A 25,886-nucleotide genomic window follows, 5' to 3' on the forward strand; every position below is an offset into this window, starting at 1 on the left:
AAATCCCCGACGAATCAGGGATTTTTTATTTTTGCTCTATGCGTTAGAAGGTCGGTTTTACCACGACCAAAATTACCACAGCAAATAAGATCAGGGTTGGCATTTCATTAAAATAACGCCAGAACTTGTGTGACTTGTAATGGGCATTTTCCATCAGTTTTTTGCGGTAATAGCCACATACCAGATGATAAATCACCAATAAACCCACCAGACCCACTTTCAGGTAAAACCATACAGCTTCATGATAGTGACGTGTTGCATCACCCCAATCGACCAGAAAGTGCGCTGTAATGAGGGTGGCCAGCATGGCAGGCCACATGATGCCACGATACAGCTTACGTTCCATCACCTGAAAACGCGCGTGGCTTACGGCATCTTCGCTCATGGCATGGTAAACATACAGCCGTGGCAAGTAGAACAACGCAGCGAACCAGCACACCACAGCAATAATATGTAATGCTTTTACCCAAAGGAAAGCATCAGAAGGAGCATCCATCAAGTCACCCTAAAATGGGCGGCTTAGCCTTCCCATTTTTTGAAGATGAGACAAGCATTTACGCCGCCGAAACCGAAACTGTTACTCATCACAGTATTCAATTTTGCGTCACGTTTTTCAAGCACGATATCAAATGGTTTTGCGCCTTCATCCAGCTCGGTCACGTTAATGTTTGGAGCAATAAAGTCATTTTGCATCATCAGGATCGAGTAAATTGCTTCCTGAACGCCAGCAGCACCCAGGCTGTGACCAGTCATAGACTTGGTTGAGCTCAGTGGTGGAACTTTATCTTCACCAAATGCACGTGCCATCGCTTGAAGCTCGGTCACGTCACCAGCAGGTGTAGATGTACCATGAGTATTCACATAATCAATCGATTCAACACCATGTTGTTTGGCTTCTTCAAGTGCCATCAGGATACAGCGTGTAGCCCCTTCGCCACTTGGTGCAACCATATCTGCACCATCCGAGTTGGCCGCATAGCCCACCACTTCAGCCAAGATGTTTGCACCACGTGCTTGTGCATGCTCAAGTGACTCAAGCACCACAAAACCGCCACCACCGGCAATCACGAAGCCGTCACGGTCAGCAGAGTACGGACGAGATGCAGTTTCAGGCGTGTCGTTGTATTTAGAGCAAAGCGCACCCATCGCATCAAACAATAAGCTTTGTGACCAGTGATCTTCTTCACCGCCACCAGCCAGCATCAAATCTTGTTTGCCCAGTTGGATCAGGTTATAAGCATAACCAATGGCATCGGCAGAGGTTGCACATGCACTGGTAATGGTATGTGCTACGCCTTGTAGTTTAAAAGTGACACCGACGTTTGCAGTAATGGTGTTGGTCATATTGCGTGGTACAAAGAAAGGGCCAATTTTACGCGCACCTTTGGTATCTAGAAGTTCTTTCATTTCAACCACTGAGGCAGTTGAACCACCACCTGAACCACCGGCAATACCATAGCGTGGATTATTTGCCAGATCTTCTTGTTTTAAACCGGCATGTTCAACTGCAGCAAGTGCCGAATTGTAGGCATACATTGCGCATACGCCCATAAAGCGTTTGAGTTTACGGTCAATACCGTCGAAATCCTGTTCGGCCGCAGCACTCACATGGCTTTTGAAATTGAGTTCAGCATAAGTCGGATTAAAACGTGTTCCTGAAATCCCATTTTGTAAAGAATGGTTTACATCCTCTAATGTATTACCAATACACGAGTTAATACCCATGCCAGTGATGACAACACGTTTCATCTACAGATCCTTATAGTTTAGCTCTACGTCCAGTGGCAGAAAATGGGCTATATAAAATCGCCAAATCCGGCCTCTAGCCTTATTTCATGATGGAGAACATGATAGCAGAAAGACTTTTGAAATCTTATGGCAAATGTTATGCCGTGTGACAGTCGGTTGGGTTTGTGAGTCGGCATGTAGGGATTTTACTAAATGACACAGAATAAAGTTGAGATAAATGCTGACTACACCTAGTATTTATATCAAATACAAGCACGTGAATGCTGAGGTAAAAAATGGTAAATGCTAATAATAAACAATCTAATGGTCTGATTTCGAATGCCTTTGGAGTGGCGAAAAAGTTCAGTTCAACCGGATTAGATTTATTGAATCATGTTGCACCAGACTCGGTGACGAAAGCGCTTAAGCCGTCAAATTCCGGTCAGGTGATTGACGGTTCGGCGAAGACAAAAAGCGTTTTTTCGGCTAAAAAATATGATAATCCACAGCAAATGCTTCGTGAACATCTGCCAAATGTATCTCGCCAGCTTCTAGGACACCGTTTTAATACCGTCAATAACGTGGCGCATTTTGTTTCTCCTGAACTGACGGAGAAAGTATCAGACTATTTTTATGACCGCCTTAACCAGTTTAGTAACCAGAGCAGTTCGGTCGATACCATTCTGAATGAAGCAGGGGCAAAAGACTTGGAAGAATTGACTCAGGATGTCGATCGTTCCAAGCGAATTTCACAGGCTTTGGGTGAGCAAAACAAATGGATTGCAACGGTACAGGGTGCAATCAGCGGTGCTTCTGGGGTGCTTGGTACAGCGATTGATATTCCGGCTTCTTTGTTAATGGCGCTACGTACCATTTATCAGGTCGGTCGTTCTTATGGTTTTGACCTGAGCAAAGATGATGATCAGGAAATCGTACAACATATCTTTAGACAGCTGGACCTCGGCCTGATTGCTGAAAAGCAAACCTTATTATTGGGTTTAAAAGCGCTGAGTAATACAATTAAAACCCACGATATTTCCCAGCTTCAGGCCATGCTGGGTTCTGATAATGATATGAATGCCATCAAGCAATGGTTAAACAACCATGAGGGCGAGGCAAAATGGGAATGGGTGAACAATCTGCCAAAAATTTCTATTTTAGAAAAATTAACGAAATTGACACCATTGGCAAGTGCTGGAATCGGAGCAGTTTATAGTCACCGTTTTGTTGATGATGTAAATCAGAAAGCTCAAGAAGCTTTCTCACATGCTCGACAATATCTGATTCAGCATCAAGATTCGCAATTGTCTCCCTATGCGGCCTATGAAAAAGCAGTCAATTTATTGCAACAGGCTGCACCTAAATTATTAGACAGTTCATCTCAGTCGATCGAGGCGCCAAAAGACGAGCCAATTCTGGATCAGGATATTGCAATTGAAGGCAATGATACAATTACTCAGGTCAAACTGGTTAAGAAAGAAAAGAATGATCTCAGTTCTGAAGAAGCTGAAGTGAAAAAAGATGAAAAAGTCAGTGAAGGTCTAGATGCCCTCAGTGATGAATTGGTTGAACCTGTGGCAGATAAACAATCGCAACAGCCTGCTTTAACCAAAACTTCTTTTGATCCTGACGTGGAAGCAGAGATACAAGCAGATAATACTGCTGAAAATGAATCGGAGACCGTGGAAAATGAGGGGCTAGAGGGGCAGGAGGATCCTGATTCTGCATCTGAAACAGCCTCAACAACATCTAAAGCTCAAGATGTTACAAAAAAAACTGCGAAGAATCCGAAAAAGTAAATGAATTCTGAGAGAAAATAGCAGCATAGCGTATAGTTGTTATTATATTTGGTCGACCTGAGCAGGTTGACCAATTTTACATCTTGAATTACAATTGCATGCCCTCAAAAAGCAGTATGTTTTTGGGGCTTTTTATTAACGGGAGAATTGCCAAATGGCAACAACAAATCAGTTGATCCGTAAGGGTCGTACGACTTTAGTTGAAAAATCTAAAGTTCCTGCGTTGAAGGCTTGTCCACAGCGCCGTGGTGTTTGTACACGTGTTTACACAACTACACCTAAAAAACCTAACTCAGCAATGCGTAAAGTTTGCCGTGTTCGCTTAACTTCAGGTTTTGAAGTTTCTAGCTACATCGGTGGTGAAGGCCATAACCTGCAAGAGCACAGTGTTGTTCTTATCCGTGGTGGTCGTGTTAAAGACTTACCAGGTGTACGTTACCATACCGTTCGTGGTTCTTTAGACTGTGCTGGTGTTAAAGATCGTAACCAGTCTCGTTCTAAATACGGTACTAAACGTCCTAAGAAATAATTCGTCGAGAATTAAATTTTAAGAACGTAGAACCGCAATCCTTTATCGTCTCGCTTGTCTGATTTCTGCATTTAATTTTGTGAAATTCAAGCGACGTGTAGTAAGGCCAGCGAATGCACATGACACTTTGTGCTCATGCTGGATAAACCTGAAGTGTCATCTTTATAGGTAGTTTAAAATGCCAAGACGTCGCGTAGTCGCTGCTCGTGAAATCCTTCCGGATCCTAAGTTCAGCAGCCAAACAATCGCTAAATTCATGAACCACGTAATGCAAGATGGTAAAAAATCTATTGCTGAAAGTATCGTTTACGGTGCTTTAGACCGCGTTCAAGAAAAATCTAAAGTAGACCCAGTTGAATTTTTCGAGACTACTCTTGAAAAAGTTCGTCCTATGGTCGAAGTAAAAGCACGCCGTGTTGGTGGTGCTACATACCAAGTACCTATGGAAGTACGCCCATCCCGTCGTACTGCCCTAGCTATGCGTTGGTTAGTAGACGCTGCTGCTAAGCGTTCTGAAAAAACTATGGCTTTACGTCTTGCTGGCGAGTTGCTTGATGCATCTGAAGGTAAAGGCGCTGCGGTTAAGAAACGTGAAGATGTGCACCGTATGGCTGAAGCCAACAAAGCATTCTCTCACTACCGTTTCTAAGCAGATAAAACAGGCCCTATTCAGGAAAGTGCTAAAACCGTCATGGTTTTGTCACCAAAGCGCTTTAAGTTGCTATGCAGCTTAAAGCGTCCTGTTTTAAACAACAAAATTTAGGAATGCTAGAAATCATGGCACGTCAAACCCCAATTTCTCGTTACCGTAACATTGGTATTTCTGCGCACATTGACGCAGGTAAGACAACCACTTCTGAACGTATTTTGTTCTACACAGGTGAGAGCCATAAACTTGGTGAAACTCACGAAGGTTCGGCAACTACGGACTGGATGGAACAAGAGCAAGAACGCGGTATTACCATTACCTCAGCAGCTGTAACATGCTTCTGGAAAGGTATGGCGAACCAGTTCGAACAACACCGTATTAACGTAATTGACACCCCGGGACACGTTGACTTCACGATTGAAGTTGAGCGTTCTATGCGTGTTCTTGACGGTGCGTGCATGGTTTACTGTGCTGTAGGTGGTGTTCAGCCTCAGTCAGAAACGGTATGGCGTCAAGCAAATAAATATAAAGTTCCACGTATTGCGTTTGTTAACAAAATGGACCGTACTGGCGCGAACTTCTTCCGTGCTGTTGAACAAGTTAAAACACGTCTGGGCGGTAATCCAGTGCCAATCGTTGTTCCAATCGGCGCAGAAGAAAACTTCCAGGGTGTTGTTGACCTAATCGAAATGAAAGCAATCATTTGGGATGAAGCATCTCAAGGTATGCAATTTGAATATGGCGACATCCCTGCTGACTTAGTTGCTACTGCTGAAGAATGGCGTACGAACATGGTTGAAGCTGCTGCGGAAGCATCAGAAGAACTCATGGACAAGTACCTAGAAGGCGAAGAGCTAACTAAAGAAGAAATCGTTGCTGGTATCCGTAAGCGTACATTGGCAAACGAAATTCAACCGATGCTTTGTGGTTCGGCATTCAAAAACAAAGGTGTTCAACGTATGTTGGATGCTGTAATTGAATTCTTGCCAGCACCGACTGACGTTGAAGCGATCAAGGGTATCCTTGACGACAAAGACGAATCTGAAGGTTCTCGTGAAGCGTCTGACGAAGCTCCGTTCTCTGCACTTGCATTCAAAATCATGAATGACAAATTCGTAGGTAACTTGACTTTCGTTCGTGTTTACTCAGGTGTTCTTAAAGCGGGTAGCCCGTGTTATAACCCAGTAAAAATGAAGCGTGAGCGTGTTGGCCGTATCGTACAGATGCATGCGAATGACCGTAAAGATATCGAAGAAATTCGTGCGGGCGACATCGCGGCATGTGTAGGTCTTAAAGACACAACGACTGGTGATACATTATGTGATGAAAACCACGTAATTACACTAGAGCGTATGGAATTCCCTGAGCCAGTAATTGCACTTGCAGTTGAGCCTAAAACTAAAGCTGACCAAGAAAAAATGTCAGTTGCTTTAGGTCGTTTGGCGAAAGAAGATCCATCATTCCGCGTACGTACTGATGAAGAATCAGGTCAAACCATTATTGCTGGTATGGGTGAACTTCACCTTGACATCATTGTTGACCGTATGAAGCGTGAATTCGGTGTTGAAGCCAACATTGGTAAACCAATGGTTTCTTACCGTGAAACGATCAAAAAGTCAGTTGAACAAGAAGGTAAATTCGTACGTCAAACTGGTGGTAAAGGTAAGTTCGGTCACGTATACGTACGTCTAGAACCGCTTGCTGAAGACGCTGGTAAAGACTACGAATTCGTTGAAGAAGTTGTAGGTGGTGTAGTACCTAAAGAATTCTTCGGCGCGGTTGACAAGGGTATACAAGAACGTATGAAGAATGGTGTACTTGCTGGTTATCCAGTAGTGGGCATCAAAGCGACATTGTTCGACGGTTCTTACCATGATGTCGATTCTGACGAATTATCGTTCAAAATGGCAGGTTCTTACGCATTCCGTGATGGTTTCATGAAAGCAGATCCAATCTTGCTTGAACCAATCATGAAAGTTGAAGTAGAAACTCCAGAAGACTACATGGGCGATATCATGGGTGACTTAAACCGTCGTCGTGGTATGGTTCAAGGTATGGACGATCTTCCTGGTGGTACTAAAGCCATTCGTGCTGAAGTTCCATTGGCTGAGATGTTTGGTTACGCAACTCATATGCGTTCTATGTCTCAAGGTCGTGCGACTTACTCTATGGAATTTGCTAAATATGCTGAAACTCCACGTAACGTGGCTGAAGGCATCATTTCTAAGTTCCAGTCTGGCGGTAAAAAAGGTGACGACGAGTAATCTTTCGATTACTATAAGCCCAAACTAATTCATAGTTAAACCCAAGTGCTCATGCAGTGATCCTGCATGAGTAGTTTAAAAAGGAAGATCTCATGGCTAAGGCTAAGTTTGAACGTAATAAGCCACACGTTAACGTGGGCACAATTGGTCACGTCGACCATGGTAAAACAACTTTAACAGCTGCGATTGCAACTGTATGTGCGAAGAAATTCGGTGGCGAAGCGCGTGATTACGCTGCAATCGACTCTGCACCAGAAGAAAAAGCACGTGGTATTACAATTAATACTTCACACGTAGAATACGATTCTCCAACTCGTCACTACGCTCACGTAGACTGCCCGGGCCACGCCGATTATGTTAAAAACATGATTACTGGTGCTGCTCAGATGGACGGCGCGATCCTTGTATGTGCTGCGACTGATGGTCCTATGCCACAGACTCGTGAACACATCCTGCTTTCTCGTCAGGTAGGTGTACCTTACATCGTTGTATTCTTGAACAAATGCGACCTTGTAGATGACGAAGAGCTTCTTGAACTGGTTGAAATGGAAGTTCGTGAACTTCTTTCTACTTATGACTTCCCGGGCGATGACACTCCAGTGATCCGCGGTTCTGCACTTGCTGCACTTAACGGTGAAGCTGGTCAGTATGGCGAAGACGCTGTTGTTGCACTGGTTGAAGCACTTGACTCTTACATTCCAGAGCCAGAACGTGCAATCGACCTTCCATTCCTTATGCCAATTGAAGACGTATTCTCAATCTCTGGTCGTGGTACAGTAGTAACTGGCCGTGTAGAGACTGGTATTGTTAAAGTAGGCGAATCAGTTGAAATCGTTGGTATCCGTGATACTCAAGTAACTACAGTTACTGGCGTTGAAATGTTCCGTAAATTGCTTGACGAAGGTCGTGCAGGCGAGAACTGTGGTGTTCTTCTACGTGGTACTAAGCGTGAAGACGTACAACGTGGTCAAGTATTGACTAAACCAGGTGCGATCAAGCCACACACTAAATTCGATGCGGAAGTATACGTACTTTCTAAAGAAGAAGGTGGTCGTCACACTCCATTCCTTAACGGTTACCGTCCACAGTTCTACTTCCGTACTACGGACGTAACTGGTGCGATCGCGCTTAAAGAAGGCGTGGAAATGGTTATGCCTGGTGACAACGTTGAGATGTCAGTAGAGCTAATCCACCCAATCGCAATGGACCCAGGTCTACGTTTTGCGATCCGTGAAGGTGGTCGTACAGTGGGTGCTGGTGTAGTTGCTAAAGTAACTGCATAATCGCTGATTGTTTAAAAAAGCGCCTCTTTGAGGCGTTTTTTTTGTCTGGATTTTTGTCAGACAATCACTCATGAGTGTCCTTAACTGATAGTGTGATGACCTAAACTGCACTTATTTATACGATAAAAATCAATAAAACTAGGCTCAATAAAACAAATAATAGATTCAGGCAGCTGTGCTTGAAAGGAGCCTACAATGAACGTAAAAGTAAAAATTTCAGAGCGTGCTGGTGCAAGCTTTCCTGTTCGTCGTATGAATTTTGATTTTGATCATGTCCCGGAATACTGGATGCATGGATCAGCCGGTTTAACGCATTTTATGACCGCCTTATCTGCACTGTTTCCGGCAGGTGAAAAGTTCTTTATCGATAGCGTTCGGGCCGTGCGTCAGCATCCAGCGATCAAAGATAATGCAGAATTGCAAAAAGAAATTTCTGCCTTTATTGGTCAAGAAGCTATGCACACGCATGAACATGTCGGTTTTAATGCCTCCGCACAGCGCTATGGACATGATGTCGAGACAATGGATCATTATACCGATCAGGTGATTCAGACCACGCGTAAAGTCATGGCCAAACTGCTGAAGCCAGTTGGCATTAGCCAAGAAATGGTGGATTTGACTGCAACCACAGCACTGGAACATTTTACCGCGACCATCGCAACGCAGTTGTTAAGTAACGCTCATATCCAGGAACTGATGACTGATGAAACCATGAAAAATATGTGGATGTGGCATGCGATTGAAGAAAATGAACATAAAGCGGTGGCCTATGATGTGTTTGAAGCTGTCTTTGGTAACGGTTTAAAAGCCTATGCGCTACGGACCTCATCTTTGGTCATTTCGATGGCAACCTTAGCTGTTGTACAAAGCTATTTTCTGGCCCGTTTACTCAAGCAGGACAATCAATTGAATTTGGAATCGCTGAAATCGATATATACCTACGCGTATAGCCCATCAAAAGGGGTAATTACGGGCATGGGTCGTGAAATGTTAATGTACTTTAAACCTGGCTTTCATCCAAATGATCATGATACACATGGCCTGTTAACAGTCTGGAAAGCCAAACTCGGACTTGAATAGGATTGAAAATTAAAGAGCGATTGAAATTGCTCTTTTTTTTACTCGATTTTTTGGATGAAGTTTCTATAATGCGGAAGTTAATTCTATATAAGATGAACGAAGATGATTCGTTTAATGCAAGCAGCGGATGTAGCAGCCGTTGCAAAGATTGAAAAATCTGTTCAATCACATCCCTGGACTTTAAAACAGTTTGAAGATGCAGTGACTGCTTATCAAAGTACCGTGATCGAGCAGCAAGGGCAGGTGCTGGGATTTTGTATTTTACAACCGGTGCTGGATGAAGCCAATTTACTGCTTATGGCAATTGATCCGGCTCAGCAAGGTCAGGGCTTGGGTTATCAATTATTGGATGCCTCAGTCGCCATGCTGAAAAATAATCCGGTGCAGATTTTCCTGGAAGTGCGCGAAACTAATATTGCTGCCATCAAGCTTTATGAAAAGTCAGGCTTTCATCAGATTGATTTACGCAAAAATTATTATCCGGGTTCAAACGGAACACGCGAACATGCCATCATTATGGTCAAGGCATGTACGGATGACTTTGCTAGCCTGTTCAAATAGAAACTGACGACCTTATTTAATAATCTGGTGATTCCATCCGCTGGGTAAGGTCGTCATCAATGAGTTTCCCAGGTGCTGAATCTCCAGCTCACTCAGCGCACGGTTTAAACGTCGCCATTGGCCATCAATCAAGAGTTCTAGCGGCAGATACTGAGATTTATAATTCATCTTGTTGGAGTGTGGCACCCAATAACCGAGGTAGATGAATTGCAAGCCAAGTTTTTGCGCATGTTCAATCTGCTTCAAGATTGCAAATGCACCGAGAGAGCGGCGATTTTCATCCGGATCGAAGAAGGTATATACAGCCGAGATGCCATCATCTAGCAAGTCGCAGGTGGAAACACTGATCAAGCGATCATCCAGCCATAATTCTAAAAAGAAGCTATCCGTACAACTTTGCAATAAAAACTTTTCGAACTGATCGCGACTCGGGGGGAACATGTCCCCATCTGCGTGGCGTTCATTGATATAGCGTTCATACAGCGCATAATGCGTATCACCGGCCTGCTCTGGACTGGTAATTTTCACCCGAAGATCCTGATTGCGTTTCCAGGCTTTTTTTTGTGAACTGTTCATGGAAAATTCAGCCACTGGCACGCGTGAAGATAAGCATTGACGACACAGATGACATTCCGGACGATAAACAAAATCGCCACTGCGCCGGAAACCGGTGCGCGACAGTTCTGACAGGGTCAGTACATCAATGCGATGCGCAGGATCCAGAAAAACCATACGTGCCGACTTATTGGGCAAGTAGCTGCAATCGTGCGGCGGCGTAATATAATACTGTAAATCGTTCAGTAGGGACTTTGGCTGATAAGAGTTCATAACAAGTACCCTCTGTTATTTTCATTCACTGAGTCGCGCGTTTTGCGCTATTGTTTTACTTGAAAATACACCCTCTTGATACTTTTTCCAATCGATAGCAGGCTGTTTTACAACATCTTGTAACGAATTAAGATAGTCTTGGCGAGAAAGTGTACAGGCGCCGAGGCTTAAAAGATGGTCATTGACCAACTGGCAGTCAATCCAGGGCAGCTTATTTTCCTGCCCAATCAGCATTAAAGTATAAAAAGCCATTTTAGAAACATCGGTCTGCGTACTAAACATGGACTCACCAAAACAACCCTGTCCAATCGTTACACCATAAAGCCCACCTACAATGCGATTTTCATCCCAGATCTCAATACTATAGCCATATCCGGCATCGAACATGTCGCAGTATCCTGCGATAATATCTTCACTGATCCAGGTATCTTCTGCATAAGCACGCGGCAATGAGCAGGAACGAATCACCCTTTCAAAAGCATGATTGACCGTGATTTGATAATCCCATTTTTTCATATTGCGGATCAGGGATTTACTTGGATGATAATCATGGGGCCGAATAATGCAGCGCGGTTCCGGACTCCACCAGCAAATAGGTTCTCCCTCAGAAAACCAGGGAAATAAGCCATGGGTATAGGCTTCAAAAAGTGTGGAAGGGGAGAGGTCAGCACCAATACAAATCAGTCCTTCGCCTTCAGGGTCAACCTGCATCGGGTCAGGAAAGATAAATTGTGAGGGAGGAAGTAGATGCATGGCAAACCTGAAATAAAACTATAGATGAATCATAAGCTAATTCTAGCAATAAAAAAGCCGCCCATAATGGACGGCATTTTTATTCTTGCTGCTTAGTCTAGTTTGCCCATCGCATCAAGATATTTTTCTGCATCGAGTGCAGCCATACAGCCTGAACCTGCAGAAGTAATGGCCTGACGGTAAATGCTGTCAGCAATATCGCCCGCAGCAAATACGCCCGGTACCGAAGTTTGGGTTGCATTACCCGCAGTACCACTTTGCACCTGAATATAACCGTCGCGCAGCTGCAACTGACCGTCAAACATTGAACTGTTTGGCTTATGGCCAATGGCAACAAACATACCCGTTACATCGACGTTTTGAGTAGAGTCATCCTGGGTCGACTTGATACGTACTGAGGTCACACCAGATTGTGCATCCCCTAAAACTTCATCGACCTGATGGTTCCAGATAATGCTGATCTTGCCTTCTTTTTCTTTAGCAAATAAATGATCTTGCAAGATTTTTTCAGAACGTAATGAATCACGGCGATGAACCAGAGTCACATGCGAAGCGATATTGGATAAGTATAAGGCTTCTTCAACAGCGGTGTTACCACCACCCACAACCATGACTTTCTGGTTTTTGTAGAAGAAACCATCACAAGTGGCGCAAGCGCTGACGCCTTGACCCATAAAGGCAGCTTCAGATTCAAGACCTAAATATTGAGCTGTTGCACCGGTACAGATGATTAAAGCATCACAGGTAAATTCGTCCATATCGCCTTTCAATACGAAAGGGCGCTGGTTTAGATCTACTTCATTGATATGGTCATACACGATTTCAGTGCCAAAGCGCTCTGCATGCGCCTGCATACGCTCCATCAATGCTGGACCGGTTAAGCCTTCAGGATCACCTGGCCAGTTATCCACGTCCGTGGTCGTGGTCAATTGGCCGCCCAGTTGCAAACCGGCAATGAGGGTTGGTTTTAGGTTTGCACGCGCTGCATAGACTGCTGCGCTGTAGCCTGCGGGGCCAGAACCTAAAATAATCAGTCGTGAGTGACGTGCGCTCATCAGCTGTATCCTTTTTTATTTAGAAATTTATTGAATTATACGTGAAACTGTATAACAGTGGGGTGAGATTAAAGTCGATATTATTGATCATTGAAATCGATTTGGGCTATATATAATAAGTACACAGTGTGCTTGCACAATAGTGCATCTTTTTTCACAGAACAGGTGCATAATATGCCTTTTATTGCGTCGCTTTTTTCAAGCATTGAAGCAAAAGAATATTCATGAAGAATTGGTTACAGGACAGTATATGACAGCGGTGTCGAGTGCCTATGCACAGCGCTTAGTAATGACATTATTTTTAGTCTCATTTGGGATTTATCTGTTTCTTGCAACAGTGACCTATACGCCATTTGATCCGGGATGGATGCATATCTCTAGTGATACGCAGACCGTTTCGAATGCCAGTGGGGTTGCGGGTGCCTGGATTGCAGACCTTTTGTTTGGCTTTCTCGGTTGGGCAAGCCTGCTGATTCCTGTCTATCTGTTTATGGAAGCGGTTCAGGTCTGGTGGCCACGTAGCTTCCTGAACCGGCCATTCCGCTATGCTGCGCAATTCTTCCTGTTATTGACCACGTCAGCACTGCTGTTTTTATTCTGGCAAGTGCCTGCCGATACGCTGGATAACTCTTCCGGCGGTATTATTGGCTATGAATTAGGCCAGAGTTTAGAACAGTTGCTGACGGTATATGGTGCTGCATTCTTCCTGTTGGTATTTTGGGTGATGTTATTTACACTGGCCTTTGGGGTGAAGTGGAACAAGACCTGGAGCAGTCTCAAAGCAACACCGGCTTATTTACAGGATCTGTTCTATCGCAATATCCCTGAAGGTATGTCCGATTTTGACCGGACTGCGCCTGTGGTTAAAAAAGAGCCAGTGAATGCTGCGAAGAAAATGGTCGCAGTAACCCCTGCACCTGAGCATGAACTGGTAGACATCGATCCGGTAGTGCGTGATCAGGTTGCTGAACGCTTATTTGATGATTTTGCTGATAAAGAATCGCAGCAGCCACAGTTACATGACGATATTCCTGAGGCTGTACAGCAGGCTCCTGAGCCAGTCGAGACATTGAAGCAAGCACCGCAAGTGCCGCAACAGCCAGACCGCGTCGTGGCAACAGGCGAAGTATGGCGTGCCTTACATTCCAGTGAAGATCAGCGCCATAAACAGGATATTGATGCATTACTTAAAGCTGCCGAAGAAGAGCAGCATAGTGCTCCAGCCTCACACTTGGCGGTTTCTCAAGCTGTGCCGTCTCAACATGTTCAAGCCAGAACAGCGCCTGCTACGCATACTGGGCTGGACTGGGATGATGATGAAATCTTTGATGAACTTCTGGCTGCCGTTCCACAAGGGAAAACGGCGACAGATGTGCATAGTCCATTTAATGCTGCGCCTGCTGCAAACCCCCAGAGCTTTGCCGAAGAAGTTACAAGCGCGGCGCCGGTTCTGGCATCTGTCGCAACAGCACATGCAGTCAAAAATAGTGCATTGCAAGCCGATCTGGATGACCTGGGTGATTTGCTGATTGAAGAAGATGAGCCAAGACCAAGCCAACCGGTACGCAGCTCTAACTATGCGCAATCTTCTGCTTTTGTACAGGCCCCGATTCAGCATCAAGTTATAGCACAACCGGTATCTGATTCTTCTGCAACTCATGCCGCAGTACGCGAGGCTTTATCTAAAGAAGAATTTGTAGAAGCCTGGCAAGAAACGGCTGGAAAACCACAAGATGAAGACGAGTTTGATTTTGATGCACCTTTAACTGATGCTTCAGGCCGTCCGATGTCACGTGCGATGCAGGTGGCTGAGCGCCGTAAAGATTTATCGCCTCTTCCGGGTCTCGACCTGCTGGATGAAGTCGATCCGAATAAAAAAGTGAATTTCACTGAAGAACAATTGTCGCGTTTATCTGAACTGCTTGAAATCAAGCTGCAGGAATTCAATGTCAAAGCCAAGGTGGTTGAAGCACAGCCGGGCCCAGTGGTGACACGTTTTGAACTGGATCTGGCGCCGGGTGTGAAGGCCTCTAAAGTCACTAATATTTCCCGAGATTTGGCACGCTCGATGTCGATGGCATCGGTACGTGTGGTTGAAGTGATTCCCGGTAAACCGTATATCGGGATTGAAGTGCCGAACAGCAGCCGTGAAATGGTACGTTTGATCGAGCTTCTGACCATTCCAGCCTTCACTGATCCGAACAGCATTCTTTCGATGGCAATGGGTAAGGATATTTCCGGTAATCCGGTAATTGCTGACTTGGGCAAGGCACCGCATATGCTGGTGGCGGGTACCACGGGTTCAGGTAAGTCGGTGGCAGTCAACTCGATGATTCTATCGATGTTGCTCAAATACAGCCCTGAACAGTTGCGTTTGATTCTAATCGATCCAAAGCAGCTGGAACTGGCCAACTATAATGATATTCCACATTTATTGACGCCTGTCGTCACCGATATGAAAGATGCAGTCAACGCATTAAATTGGTGTGTCAATGAAATGGAACGTCGCTATAAACTGATGTCTTTCCTGAAAATTCGTAAACTCAGTGACTATAACCGCAAGGTCGAAGAAGCGATTGCCAATGGTGAAGACCTGATCGATCCAACCTGGAAGGCCAGTGATTCAGTGGTGGGTGAGCGTGCACCGCGTTTAACGCCGTTGCCTTCGATTGTGATTGTCGCGGATGAATTTGCTGACATGATCATGCAGGTCGGTAAAAAAGCTGAAGAAATGATTACGCGTCTGGCACAAAAATCCCGTGCGGCCGGTATTCACTTGCTGCTTGCCACTCAGCGTCCATCGGTGGATGTGATCACCGGTTTAATCAAAGCCAATATTCCGACCCGTGTGGCACTGCGTGTCAACTCAAAAATTGACTCACGTACTATTCTGGATGCAGGCGGTGCAGAAGACTTGCTCGGTCATGGTGATATGCTCTTCCTGGGGCCTGGTAAAATTGAGCCTGAGCGTGTGCATGGCGCCTTTATTGCCGATGATGAAGTGAACCGGATTTGTGATGCATGGCGTGAACGTGGTGCGCCCAATTATGTCGATGAAATCCTGACGCCGTATGATGAGGAACCATCAAGTCGCGGTTTTGAAGAGGGTGGAGAGGGTGGCCCAGATCGAGATGCACTGTATGATCAGTGCGTAGCATTTGTACTCGAAACCCGTAAGGCTTCAACCTCTTCGCTACAGCGTAAATTTAGTCTGGGGTATAACCGTGCTGCGCGGATCATTGACCAGATGGAAGAGAACGGTATTGTCAGTGGCATGGGTGCCAATGGTAAACGCGAGATTCTGGTTTAAGTTTCTCTATGCTGAACCATAAAAAAGCCTGCAATTGCAGGCTTTTTTAATACGGTAGCTAAAATCAGGCAAACTTCGCCAATACCGCCAAGAACTCGGCACTTTGACGCGGGAAGGTGGCAATCACGTCATGAATGCGTTGCCCTTCAGGATTGGTTGCATTGACATCACGGCCATCAGCGACAAATTTCGTCAACAGGCGTTCATAATCAAATGGACGCATATGCTTGAAAGCATGATAAAGCACATGAAAGTCAGCATTTACACCTGCAGGAGGAAGCTGATTCAGGTAGGCAAATACACGCTCATCTGACCATTCTTCGTTAAAGGTCGCTGGTTGAGATAATGCCATCGCAATTTCCTTAATCTAATGTAGTTTTTTCGGCATGAAAAAAGGCAAAATTTGTATGAGCAAGAGACAGTGTCTTTTGAGCTGACTCTGTCGACTAGAAGCATTGTTTCTAGTCTTGGGATTGAGTAAATCCTTAAAAGCCGTGCTTTAATTTACTGATCCAGTCCACTCAAAGCCTAGCTTCTCGACTTGCGGCCGGGTAAAGCAGTATTTACTAATCCGGCCTCATATTTTGCCTTGAATCAATTTGCTTGACCAATCAAAAATCAGATTATCGTTCTTCAGGTAAATTGATATTCATCTCAAGCATTTCAATATTGGCTTCAGAACGTACCGACATTTGAATATGCTGCTCATCGACACCACGTACATAGCGATTGACCACTTGCATGATTTCTGTCTTCATCTGATCAATTTTGTCCTGGCTCAAGCGACGACCCAAGCCTTGTTCGGAAGCAACGATAACCTTCAAACGGTCTTTAGCAGTCCGTGCGCTTGATGGTTTATCCTCGCCACTAAAAAGTTTACTCCAGAATCCTGCCATGTCTACGCTCCAAATAGTCGTGCTAACCAGCCCTTAGGTTTTACCTCGATATGACGGTAAGGACGTTCTTCGCCAAGGAAACGTGCCACGAGGTCATCATAAGCCTGACCTGCTGCAGCCTCAGTAAAAAGAATCACCGGCTTACCTTCGTTCGATGCCTGTAAAACACTTGGACACTCAGGAATAACGCCCAAGGTCGGTACACGTAAAATATCTTTAGAAATATCGTCAATCGTCAGCATTTCCTGTTTATCGGCACGTTCCGGGTTGAAACGGGTAATACACAGATGCTTACGAATGCGACCTTCGTTTTGTTCTACTTTTTTAGTTTTACTGTCAAGCATGCCAATGATACGGTCAGAGTCACGTACTGATGAAATCTCAGGATTGGTGACAATGATGGCTTCATCAGCATGGTACATGGCCAAAATAGCACCACGTTCAATACCGGCAGGTGAATCACAGATAATGTAATCAAATTCCTGCGAAAGTTCATCCATTACACGAGCAACACCTTCATCTGTTAAGGCATCTTTATCACGTGTTTGTGATGCAGGTAAAATATATAAATTTTCAATATCTTTATCGCGAATCAGTGCTTGCTGTAATCGTGCTTCGTTATTTAAAACATTCACAAAATCATAAACTACACGGCGTTCACAGCCCATAATCAAATCAAGGTTACGTAAACCTACATCGAAATCGATCACAACAGTTTTGTGACCGCGTAGGGCTAAACCTGTTGCAAAAGATGCACTTGTTGTAGTTTTACCTACACCACCTTTGCCTGACGTTACGACAACAATTTTCGCCACCGAATCCACTCCTGTTATGGTTCAAATCCCCTGTTTAAAATGGGGTTTTTGGTATTTATTTATACATTAAAATTGTAGAGCTTCAAATACAAGCTCTTGTTGATCATTCAAGTAAATATGCACTGATTTCTTAACGACATGCGGGGGAATATCATCCGCTACGCAATAGGTTCCCGCAATCGAGATCAGTTCTGCTTCAAGGCTGTGACAGAAAATACGAGCTGCCGTATTCCCCCCGACACCTGCAATGACACGACCACGTGCGCTGCCATACACATGGATATTGCCTGAAGCAATCAGTTCTGAACCACTGTTGATGCCGGCATTGATAATAATGTCGCCATTATGCTGCACAATACATTGGCCCGTCCGCAGAATTTCATCATGATATGAGGTCACATGCGCAACGATCGGGGCAGCAGCTGCCTGATCATCACTTGTCGCTGCTTCTGGCTTAACTTCTACCACCTGTTCTTTCGTGGCTTTCACTTCTTCTAACTGGCGATCGGGTGGCAGAACCGGGAACTGAATGGAACGCGCCTGATCACCCAGTAAACCCTCAGTCACGGCCATTGGCTGTACATCTAAGTCGATTAACAGCTGAATCAGAGCAATCAGTTCCTGTTCAACTGAACTTTCAATGACGGCCAAAGTGCCAGATGGGAATGCAGCTTGTAATTTTGGGCTAAGTTGCTGGCGGATGGCATCATGATCATTGGTATCTAAGCTAATGCGTATTGCATTGACCATTCTGCCTTTTATCCGTATATCAGCCATAATTCTTCCTTAAATACTTCTGACTTGCTGGTTTTATGTCGAAGCAATGTTGTAAATAGTGCAAATCCTAGAACAAATTGGCGTAATTCTCTAGCGATCTCAGTTATTTTTTTATGCGAACAGAACCGGATGATTTTATCTGGTTCTGCACTTTAAATGTTATCTATCTATTGAGCGCTGATTTTGCTCATGTTCTTCTAAAATCTGTTGCCACTGTTTGACTTTCACCTGTTTTTGGATCGCTTCAAGTGTTTCAAAAACAGCCGATTCGACCAACTTATCAATATGTGGATTATGTTCAATCTGAATCTGGCTGATTTTATCTGAAATTAGGGTAAAAGTCGGATTTTCTTTTTGGCCGGTATGAGTAAAGGGATCAATCAGACCTTGGGTGATATTTTCCCCTAGACGTTGGCCAATACTTTGAATTTGTTGTTCAATCCGGCTACCGACAAGTGGAATTAATCGCAATAACTGGGTCAGTTCCGGGGTGTCTTCAATGGCTTGATTGACTACTTGCCCGACATTTTTAGCAATCATGGAACGTTGTGCCTGCAACTCTTTACCCAAAGATTCCTGCAAGATGTCTGCCAAGGCAACTGCCAGTAATTTACGATGATGTTCTACCAAATCATCAATCAATTTTTTATGTGATGTACTGGTGCTGAGTTCACGCTTAATACCGTCCAGTACAGTCAGCACCACACGGCTGGAAAGCTCCTCCATGAGCATGTTGTAATAAAAATTGCCTTGACGATACCAGCGCTCGGGAATGACTTTATAACCGTGACTATGCAGGTTATAGCCAATCGCGACCGCACGTAACAGACGCAGAAAGCGCAGTTGTGGAATAATGGAGAGAATTTCATACCAATGTACGAATGGAAAAAACCACCAGCGCCGATGATGGCGCTGAACAATGGCAATGCCCCAACGTGCCAGTAATTCACAGATCAGGAAGGTGGTAAACCAGCCCTCAGTAATGACCACCCAAGGGCGTAAATCACTTTTATAAAACTGCAAGATTTCCGGCAAACGAATGAAGTCAAACAACCATTGACCAAAATCGCTCATTAAAATGGCGTTGGCACTGAGACAAAATAGATTAATGATGATTAAGACCATCATAAAAATGTCGTAAATCAGCGCAACTTTCCAGCCCCAGGTGCCTTTACGAATAAACTTAAATGAGCTAGAGGTGATGTCGGGGTTGTCGTTCTTCATAGTTACTCAGGCAAAAAATCAGACAGCGCTTTGGTCAAAGTTCTGCTGCATTTGCGCTATTAGTTGATCTTTTTCAGTCCAGATTTGATCAATCCATTTCTGGAAACGTGCACGGTATTCAGCATCATCTTCATAATTGCCACCGAGTACCCAGTCAGGAATCTCAATTTTTCTTAAATTTACCGCAATTCGTGGCACTTCACCTAACCAAAATTCACCATAACCCGGAATACCGTCCGGATAAACGATGGTCATATCGACCAGCGCATCAATTTTATCGCCGAGAATACTCAGCGCCAAAGCCAGACCACCGGCCTTAGGTTTAAGTAAGTATTTGTAAGGAGACTGCTGCTGATCATGCTTGTCTTGGGTAAAACGCGTGCCTTCCAGATAATTTAACAGGGTAAAGGGCTGACTGATCAGCTGCTCACAGGCTTTACGTGCTTCTTCCATATCGCGGTATTTTAGCGCAGGATTTTTAGCAATCTGTTCCTTGCTATGCCGTTTCATCATCGGAAAACCTAAAATTTTAAAGGCTTGACCGACAAAAGGAATAAAAATAAGTTCCCATTTTGTAAAAAAACGCGTCAGCGGCATACGGGTCAAGCCGAAGTACTGATTGACGGTGGTATCGACCCAGCTTTGATGATTACAGGTCATCAAATAACGGCCCTGCATATTTAAATCAAGTGATTCATCTACTGTTATTTGCCATTCGGTATTGTTGAGCACATTGTCAATCAGCCAATTATTGACGCCTAACCAGCTGTTGGTAATCTTGATATTGGTTTCATCAACTTTTGCAGATTTTTTAAAAAACTTGGTAAAACCCAGTGCCAGAACCGGAGGGCCATGAAAAAAAGTACTGCCTGTCATCACTGAGGTGACAGCCAAGCCACGTGTAAGTTTTTTTAAAGTTGCTTGTTTATTGCTATTCGATGACATATCAAAACAGTCCCCAGAGATTAATCGCTTAAATTTCTTCATATTTTGAATAATATAATGAGAGTGAGGTAAATAAAAAAGCCTAAAGGCCTAACTATGAAGATATTGTGATGAAGTCCATTGTTTTAGTTACATATAAACATTACAAAATATTGCGAAACGATTTATTATTAACAAAAATTCAATGGTTATCCCGTTCAATTTAAATCATTATTTCGCTTATACAACAAAGCATACAATAAGGAGTCATGCGATGCGTGCACTAGTAATTTCAGCAGCTGTAGCAGGGGCCGTAGCACTTACAGGTTGTCAATCAACTGGTAATAACCTCGGTGGTGTGGAATATGATAAAGCTGCTTTAGGTACTTTAATTGGTGCTGCAGCAGGTTACGGTGTTTCTAAAAGTAATGCGAATACCAGCCGTCAAAACAACCGTGCAGCAGCGATTGGTGCTGTTGTTGGTGGTGCAGCGGGTGTGTATCTTGATAACAAAGAGAAAAAATTACGTCAAGCAACAGCCGGAACTGGCGTAGATGTTAACCGTAATGCAGATGGTTCGATTAACCTTGTAATGCCAGGTAGCATTACATTTGATACCAACAAATCGAACATCAAACCAAACTTCTATGGCACTTTGAACAAAGTGGCTCAAGTATTAACCGAAGATAACAACAGCGGTATTTTGGTCACTGGCTATACAGACAGTACCGGTAATGACTCAATCAACATCCCGTTGTCTCAAGCACGTGCCAACTCTGTAGCAACTTATTTATCAGGTCAAGGTGTTTCACGTACACGTATTAATGCTCAAGGTTTAGGTTCAGCCAACCCGATCGCAGACAATACAACTGCGGCGGGTAAAGAACAAAACCGTCGTGTAGAAATCGCGGTATATGCTGTTCAATAATCTTTAAACGCATATAAAAAAACCACCTTCGGGTGGTTTTTTTATATCTGAACATTGACCTGATTAATCGTATTTTAAATTAGGCAACTGAGGCAGAGATGACTATAATCGGAGCCGAATCTAGAAGAGGAAGCCATATGTCACTCGCCAGTCAGTTAAATGACAAGCAACTTGAAGCCATGAAATACACTCAAGGACCCTTGTTAGTACTTGCAGGAGCGGGTTCAGGCAAGACTTCAGTGATCACGCGAAAAATCGCATATCTTGTCAAGCATTGCGGGATTCCTGCGCATCGTATTACTGCAATGACCTTTACCAACAAAGCGGCACGTGAGATGAAAGAGCGTGTCAGCAAATTGTTAACCCGTGAAGAAAGTAAAGGCGTTTCAGTTTCGACTTTCCATACCTTTGGCCTGAATATGCTGCGTCTGGAGCTGAAACATACCCCCCTTAAAAATAATTTTTCGATTCTGGATGCTGACGACTGCAAACGTATTCTGATGGATTTGATGCATCGTGACAATTTATCCGGTGCAGAAAGCAAAGAACTGATTGCCAAAGCCATGAAAATGATCTCGGACTGGAAAAATGATCTGATTCCACCCGAGCAGGCGCATACCACTTGTGAAACTGCCGAAGATGTCCAGTTTGCGCATTTATATCAGCTTTATGAACGTAATCTGCGTGCCTATAATGCCGTAGATTTTGATGACCTGATCGTGATGCCGACACGTCTGCTACAGGAAAATGCCGAAGTACGGGATAAATGGCAAAACCGGGTGCGTTATTTGCTGGTCGATGAATATCAGGACACCAACACTGCACAGTATATTCTGGTGAAATTGCTGGTTGGCGTAATGGGGCAGTTCACCGCCGTAGGCGATGATGACCAGTCCATCTATGCTTGGCGTGGCGCCAAACCGGAAAATATGGCCTTGCTGCAACAAGATTTCCCGAATTTAAAAGTGATTAAACTGGAACAGAACTATCGTTCGACCAGTCGTATTCTTAAAGCAGCCAACACCGTGATTGGCAATAACCCGCATATTTTTGATAAAAAACTCTGGTCAGACAAAGGCCATGGTGAAGTGATCCGGGTGATTACTTGCCGTAATGATGATGATGAAGCAGAACGCGTGGTCAAAGACCTGATCACGCATAAATTGATGAATGGGAAAAGCTGGAAAGATTATGCGGTATTATATCGCGGCAATTTTCAGGCGCGTATTTTAGAAACCCATCTCCGTCAGATGCAGATTCCGTATAAATTGTCTGGCGGTCAATCTTTTTTCGCGCGTGCCGAAATCAAGGACATGATGAGTTATTTACGCCTGATCATTAACCCTGAAGATGACAGCGCTTTCCTACGGATTATCAATACGCCAAAACGTGCCATTGGGCCGGTGACACTGGAAAAACTGGGTCTCTTTGCTCAGGAAAATAACCTGTCACTGCTGGCTGCGGCAGCGGATCAGCGTTTGACCATGGCGATTCCGAAAAAGGCCACCACACAGTTGGCAGAGTTTGCCGACTTCATTGAGGGCTTTACCCGCAATTTACTTGATGATGATGAACCGGTACCGATCATCCGTCAGATGATGATTGAAGCAGGTTATATCGATTACATCAAGGAAACTGCAGCCACGCCGGCACAGGAAAAAACCAAGCTCGACAATATTGAAGTGCTTTACAGCAGCATCCAAAGCCTGATTAACCGCGCTGAAGATGTCGATGAAAAAAATATTGAAAGCGTGATTCGTAAAATGGTGCTGCTGGATATGCTGGAGCAGCAACAGGAAGAAGAAGATACTGACAAAGTCAACTTGTTAACCTTACATGCTTCTAAGGGGCTTGAGTTCCCTTATGTCTATCTGATCGGGCTGGAAGAAGAAATTCTGCCGCATAAGAACTCGATTGCTGCGGAGACGGTTGAAGAGGAACGTCGCCTGATGTATGTCGGGATTACCCGTGCACGTCAGGGTCTGACCATTACCTTGGCCGAACAGCGCAAGGCTGGCGGACAGATGAAGCAAATGACTCCAAGCCGTTTTCTGGATGAATTACCGGAAGATGAACTGGAATGGTTAGGTCGCAAGAAAAAGCTGGCGGGTAATATCGATCCGAAATTACAGGCGCAGCATTATCTGGATAATTTGCGCAATCTTATCAAACGATAAACTTCAACGCTTATACATATTTTAAATGCAACAACAGGAATGAACACATGAAAGTTCAGGTGAAAGTCCTTGACTCGCGTCTCGGTCAGGAATGGCCATTACCGACTTATGCCACCACAGGTTCAGCAGGATTGGACTTGCGTGCCTGCGTCCATGAAACGACAGTGATTGAACCGGGTCAAACCGTTTTAGTGAAAACAGGCTTGGCGATTTATATCGAAGATCCTGCTTTTGCAGGTCTGATTTTGCCACGTTCAGGTTTAGGTCATAAGCACGGGATTGTGCTGGGTAATCTGGTAGGTCTCATCGATTCAGATTATCAGGGTGAATTGATGGTATCGGTCTGGAACCGTAGTCAGACTGCTTTCAGTCTGGAGCCGGGTGAACGTTTGGCGCAATATGTGCTGGTGCCGGTAGTACAAGCTGAATTTGATCTGGTCAGTGAATTTGAAGCCACTGAGCGTGGTGCTGGTGGTTTTGGCCATACCGGTAAAAACTAAAGAGAAGATGACCTGCAAACAATGAATGGATGTAGGTCATTTCTTAAATGGAACAAGTAAATCCTAAACATAATGTGACGCTTAAAATGGAGTTAAAAATAAAAATTTATTTTCTATATAAATAGAGTTATTCAAAATTGAAATTTATATCTTTATTTTAATTTTAGCCGGGGAAATTAAAAATAAATATAATTAAATAAGGACTATTTCATCACAGAAATTTTCTGATTATTCAGTTAACGGTAATATTTTTATAATTGATTGTTACATTGAAATGGTTTAAAAGTAGCGGGTCTTAAAACAAAAACAAATGTTTAAAGTCATGATGATGAAATAAGTCATTTTATATCTCCTTATATTTAGTGAAAAGAACAGTTTTATGGGATCTATGAATCATCTATTCCCTATGCACATTTTTCGAGCCTATGACATACGCGGTAAAGTCAGTGTACTGGGTGCTGGGATTATCGATGCAATTGCTCACGGTTTAGCACAGCAATATCAGGCTGCGCGACAGACACGTGTCGCAATTGGCTATGATGCACGGCTTAGCAGTCCGGCTTTTGCAGAAACCATTCGCCGTATTTTTCAAGCTTATTCGATTGAAGCCACCATTGTCGGTTGTTGTTCCAGTCCGATGCTGTATTTCACCGCACGGCAATTTGATGGCAATGGCATCATGGTCACGGCCAGTCACAATCCCAAAGAAGATAATGGTATTAAATGGATTGTCTCTGGTGAGCCGCCTTGCCCAGAGATGATCCAGCAGGTGGCTCATCTGGCCAAACCACATTATAGCAATCAGCAGCTTTGCCTAGACGAACAGACTCATCAAGTTATTCCAGAATTTTGTCTAAAATATCAGCATGGTATATTAAAAGATATCCAGTTGAAGCGCTCATTTAAAGTGGTTCTGGATGGTCTGAATGGTTCAGCCGGGCGCTGTGCCAATCTGGTGCTTCAAAAAATGGGTTGTGCGGTGATGGCTTTGCGTTGTGATGCCAATGGGCATTTTCCAGACCATGCACCAGATCCTTCGCAAGACAAACATCTGGAGACTTTACGCCAAAGCATCATGCAACAGCAGGCTGATCTGGGCATTGCCCTGGATGGCGATGGCGATCGCGTGGTCTTGATTGATGCACAGGGCCAGATTATCACGGCGGATCAGTTACTGTGCCTGTTTGCCGAAATTTGCCTCACTGACTCAGCACCACGCAAGTTTGTTTATGATGTCAAATGTTCAACCCTGGTGCGAGACACCGTGCAACGTTTGGGCGGTGAGCCGGTGATGATTCGTACCGGAAGCTCATTTCTGAGAACTTATCTGGCACAATCTCAGCAGCAGGCGATTTTTGGTGGAGAATATGCCGGGCATTATGTCTTTAATGATGGCCGTGGCTGGGGCTATGATGATGGACTCTATGCAGCGCTCAGAGTCATGGAATATCTGGATCAAACTGGTCAAAGTCTTGCACAAGCTTTAGCGGCTTATCCGAAACGGCATGGGACCGAAGATCTTTATATTGCAACGCATCATGTGCATCCGGTTGAACTTTTAGACTTTGTTGAACAGCAATCTGAAAGAATTCGTGCGCAAATCAGTAAAATTGATGGGATACGTCTTGATTTTGAGGATGGTTTTGGCATCATTCGAGCATCCAATACAGGTGAGTATTTCACAGTGCGCTTTGATGCCAATGATGCTCAGGGCCTGAATGAAATTCGTCAGCTGTTTGTAGCCATGTTGCGTGACCGTTATCCACAGATCGCTCAAGATATTTTAGATGCTCAATAAGGAGAGGC

General features: G+C 44.3%; 23 protein-coding genes. 12 read left to right on the forward strand and 11 right to left on the reverse strand.

From position 1 onward, the window contains the following. Positions 1 to 43: 43 nt before the first annotated feature. Complete coding sequence (locus FTT73_RS08845; RefSeq protein WP_074384131.1) at positions 44 to 496, reverse strand: CopD family protein; 453 nt, start codon at positions 494 to 496, stop codon at positions 44 to 46. A 23-nt stretch (positions 497 to 519) separates the two neighbouring features. Next, positions 520 to 1,749: a beta-ketoacyl synthase N-terminal-like domain-containing protein gene (locus FTT73_RS08850; RefSeq protein WP_180191297.1), complete on the reverse strand. Its 1,230-nt coding sequence runs from the start codon at positions 1,747 to 1,749 to the stop codon at positions 520 to 522. Positions 1,750 to 2,024: 275 nt separating this feature from the next. Between FTT73_RS08850 and FTT73_RS08855 the strand changes: the two genes are divergently transcribed. The 7 genes from FTT73_RS08855 to rimI all read left to right on the forward strand — a co-directional run bounded on the left by FTT73_RS08855 (position 2,025) and on the right by rimI (position 9,893). Next, the gene (locus FTT73_RS08855; RefSeq protein WP_159516626.1) at positions 2,025 to 3,527 is read left to right on the forward strand and encodes an EcsC family protein; all 1,503 of its coding nucleotides are present in this window, start codon (positions 2,025 to 2,027) and stop codon (positions 3,525 to 3,527) included. Positions 3,528 to 3,681: 154 nt separating this feature from the next. Further along, positions 3,682 to 4,056 (forward strand): 30S ribosomal protein S12, encoded by a 375-nt coding sequence (gene rpsL / locus FTT73_RS08860; protein ID WP_002050319.1) that lies wholly within the window; start codon positions 3,682 to 3,684, stop codon positions 4,054 to 4,056. A gap of 178 nt (positions 4,057 to 4,234) precedes the next feature. Further along, the gene (gene rpsG / locus FTT73_RS08865) at positions 4,235 to 4,705 is read left to right on the forward strand and encodes a 30S ribosomal protein S7 (protein ID WP_004279240.1); all 471 of its coding nucleotides are present in this window, start codon (positions 4,235 to 4,237) and stop codon (positions 4,703 to 4,705) included. A 128-nt stretch (positions 4,706 to 4,833) separates the two neighbouring features. Further along, positions 4,834 to 6,969, forward strand: coding sequence for an elongation factor G (gene fusA / locus FTT73_RS08870; protein WP_005096016.1), 2,136 nt, complete (start codon positions 4,834 to 4,836; stop codon positions 6,967 to 6,969). A gap of 92 nt (positions 6,970 to 7,061) precedes the next feature. Next, entirely contained in the window at positions 7,062 to 8,252 is a 1,191-nt protein-coding gene (tuf, locus tag FTT73_RS08875; protein WP_005095265.1) for an elongation factor Tu, read from the forward strand. 195 nt (positions 8,253 to 8,447) lie between these two features. Beyond that, entirely contained in the window at positions 8,448 to 9,332 is an 885-nt protein-coding gene (locus FTT73_RS08880; RefSeq protein ID WP_180191298.1) for a metal-dependent hydrolase, read from the forward strand. A 102-nt stretch (positions 9,333 to 9,434) separates the two neighbouring features. Further along, complete coding sequence (rimI, locus tag FTT73_RS08885; RefSeq protein ID WP_005096020.1) at positions 9,435 to 9,893, forward strand: ribosomal protein S18-alanine N-acetyltransferase; 459 nt, start codon at positions 9,435 to 9,437, stop codon at positions 9,891 to 9,893. Between the two features lie 12 nt (positions 9,894 to 9,905). Here rimI and FTT73_RS08890 read toward each other — a convergent pair whose 3' ends face one another. The 3 genes from FTT73_RS08890 to trxB all read right to left on the reverse strand — a co-directional run bounded on the left by FTT73_RS08890 (position 9,906) and on the right by trxB (position 12,529). Then, positions 9,906 to 10,721 carry an arginyltransferase gene (locus FTT73_RS08890; protein ID WP_005096022.1) on the reverse strand — a complete coding sequence of 272 codons (816 nt, stop codon included), beginning with the start codon at positions 10,719 to 10,721 and terminating at the stop codon, positions 9,906 to 9,908. A gap of 21 nt (positions 10,722 to 10,742) precedes the next feature. After that, the gene (gene aat, locus FTT73_RS08895; protein ID WP_005172344.1) at positions 10,743 to 11,474 is read right to left on the reverse strand and encodes a leucyl/phenylalanyl-tRNA--protein transferase; all 732 of its coding nucleotides are present in this window, start codon (positions 11,472 to 11,474) and stop codon (positions 10,743 to 10,745) included. A gap of 92 nt (positions 11,475 to 11,566) precedes the next feature. Further along, the gene (gene trxB / locus FTT73_RS08900; RefSeq protein ID WP_005172342.1) at positions 11,567 to 12,529 is read right to left on the reverse strand and encodes a thioredoxin-disulfide reductase; all 963 of its coding nucleotides are present in this window, start codon (positions 12,527 to 12,529) and stop codon (positions 11,567 to 11,569) included. 250 nt (positions 12,530 to 12,779) lie between these two features. Between trxB and FTT73_RS08905 the strand changes: the two genes are divergently transcribed. Beyond that, positions 12,780 to 15,839, forward strand: a complete 3,060-nt coding sequence (locus tag FTT73_RS08905; protein WP_180191299.1) for a DNA translocase FtsK — start codon at positions 12,780 to 12,782, stop codon at positions 15,837 to 15,839. Between the two features lie 64 nt (positions 15,840 to 15,903). Here the strand turns inward: FTT73_RS08905 and FTT73_RS08910 are convergent, their stop codons facing one another. The 6 genes from FTT73_RS08910 to FTT73_RS08935 form a co-directional block, all read right to left on the reverse strand. Next, a complete protein-coding gene (locus tag FTT73_RS08910; protein WP_005096030.1) occupies positions 15,904 to 16,191 on the reverse strand; it encodes a PA4642 family protein in 288 nt (95 codons plus the stop codon). 271 nt (positions 16,192 to 16,462) lie between these two features. Continuing rightward, entirely contained in the window at positions 16,463 to 16,735 is a 273-nt protein-coding gene (gene minE, locus FTT73_RS08915; protein ID WP_005096032.1) for a cell division topological specificity factor MinE, read from the reverse strand. Positions 16,736 to 16,737: 2 nt separating this feature from the next. Then, a complete protein-coding gene (gene minD / locus FTT73_RS08920) occupies positions 16,738 to 17,550 on the reverse strand; it encodes a septum site-determining protein MinD (protein WP_005096033.1) in 813 nt (270 codons plus the stop codon). 66 nt (positions 17,551 to 17,616) lie between these two features. Next, positions 17,617 to 18,327: a septum site-determining protein MinC gene (gene minC / locus FTT73_RS08925; protein ID WP_005096035.1), complete on the reverse strand. Its 711-nt coding sequence runs from the start codon at positions 18,325 to 18,327 to the stop codon at positions 17,617 to 17,619. A 159-nt stretch (positions 18,328 to 18,486) separates the two neighbouring features. After that, the gene (locus FTT73_RS08930) at positions 18,487 to 19,551 is read right to left on the reverse strand and encodes a hypothetical protein (RefSeq protein WP_005172337.1); all 1,065 of its coding nucleotides are present in this window, start codon (positions 19,549 to 19,551) and stop codon (positions 18,487 to 18,489) included. Positions 19,552 to 19,569: 18 nt separating this feature from the next. Then, complete coding sequence (locus FTT73_RS08935; protein WP_005096040.1) at positions 19,570 to 20,496, reverse strand: acyltransferase; 927 nt, start codon at positions 20,494 to 20,496, stop codon at positions 19,570 to 19,572. 253 nt (positions 20,497 to 20,749) lie between these two features. On the opposite strand from FTT73_RS08935, the gene FTT73_RS08940 reads away from it, so the two are divergent. From FTT73_RS08940 to FTT73_RS08955, 4 genes are all read left to right on the forward strand, one after another. Further along, complete coding sequence (locus tag FTT73_RS08940; protein WP_005096041.1) at positions 20,750 to 21,403, forward strand: OmpA family protein; 654 nt, start codon at positions 20,750 to 20,752, stop codon at positions 21,401 to 21,403. A gap of 137 nt (positions 21,404 to 21,540) precedes the next feature. Further along, a complete protein-coding gene (locus tag FTT73_RS08945) occupies positions 21,541 to 23,580 on the forward strand; it encodes a UvrD-helicase domain-containing protein (RefSeq protein ID WP_005096042.1) in 2,040 nt (679 codons plus the stop codon). Between the two features lie 47 nt (positions 23,581 to 23,627). Next, the gene (gene dut, locus FTT73_RS08950; RefSeq protein ID WP_005172331.1) at positions 23,628 to 24,080 is read left to right on the forward strand and encodes a dUTP diphosphatase; all 453 of its coding nucleotides are present in this window, start codon (positions 23,628 to 23,630) and stop codon (positions 24,078 to 24,080) included. A 379-nt stretch (positions 24,081 to 24,459) separates the two neighbouring features. After that, positions 24,460 to 25,878, forward strand: a complete 1,419-nt coding sequence (locus tag FTT73_RS08955) for a phosphomannomutase/phosphoglucomutase (RefSeq protein ID WP_074384136.1) — start codon at positions 24,460 to 24,462, stop codon at positions 25,876 to 25,878. The last annotated feature ends 8 nt before the right edge of the window (positions 25,879 to 25,886 follow it).

This window comes from Acinetobacter sp. YH01006 (genome assembly GCF_013420445.1).
Classification (GTDB): Bacteria; Pseudomonadota; Gammaproteobacteria; order Pseudomonadales; family Moraxellaceae; genus Acinetobacter; species Acinetobacter pseudolwoffii.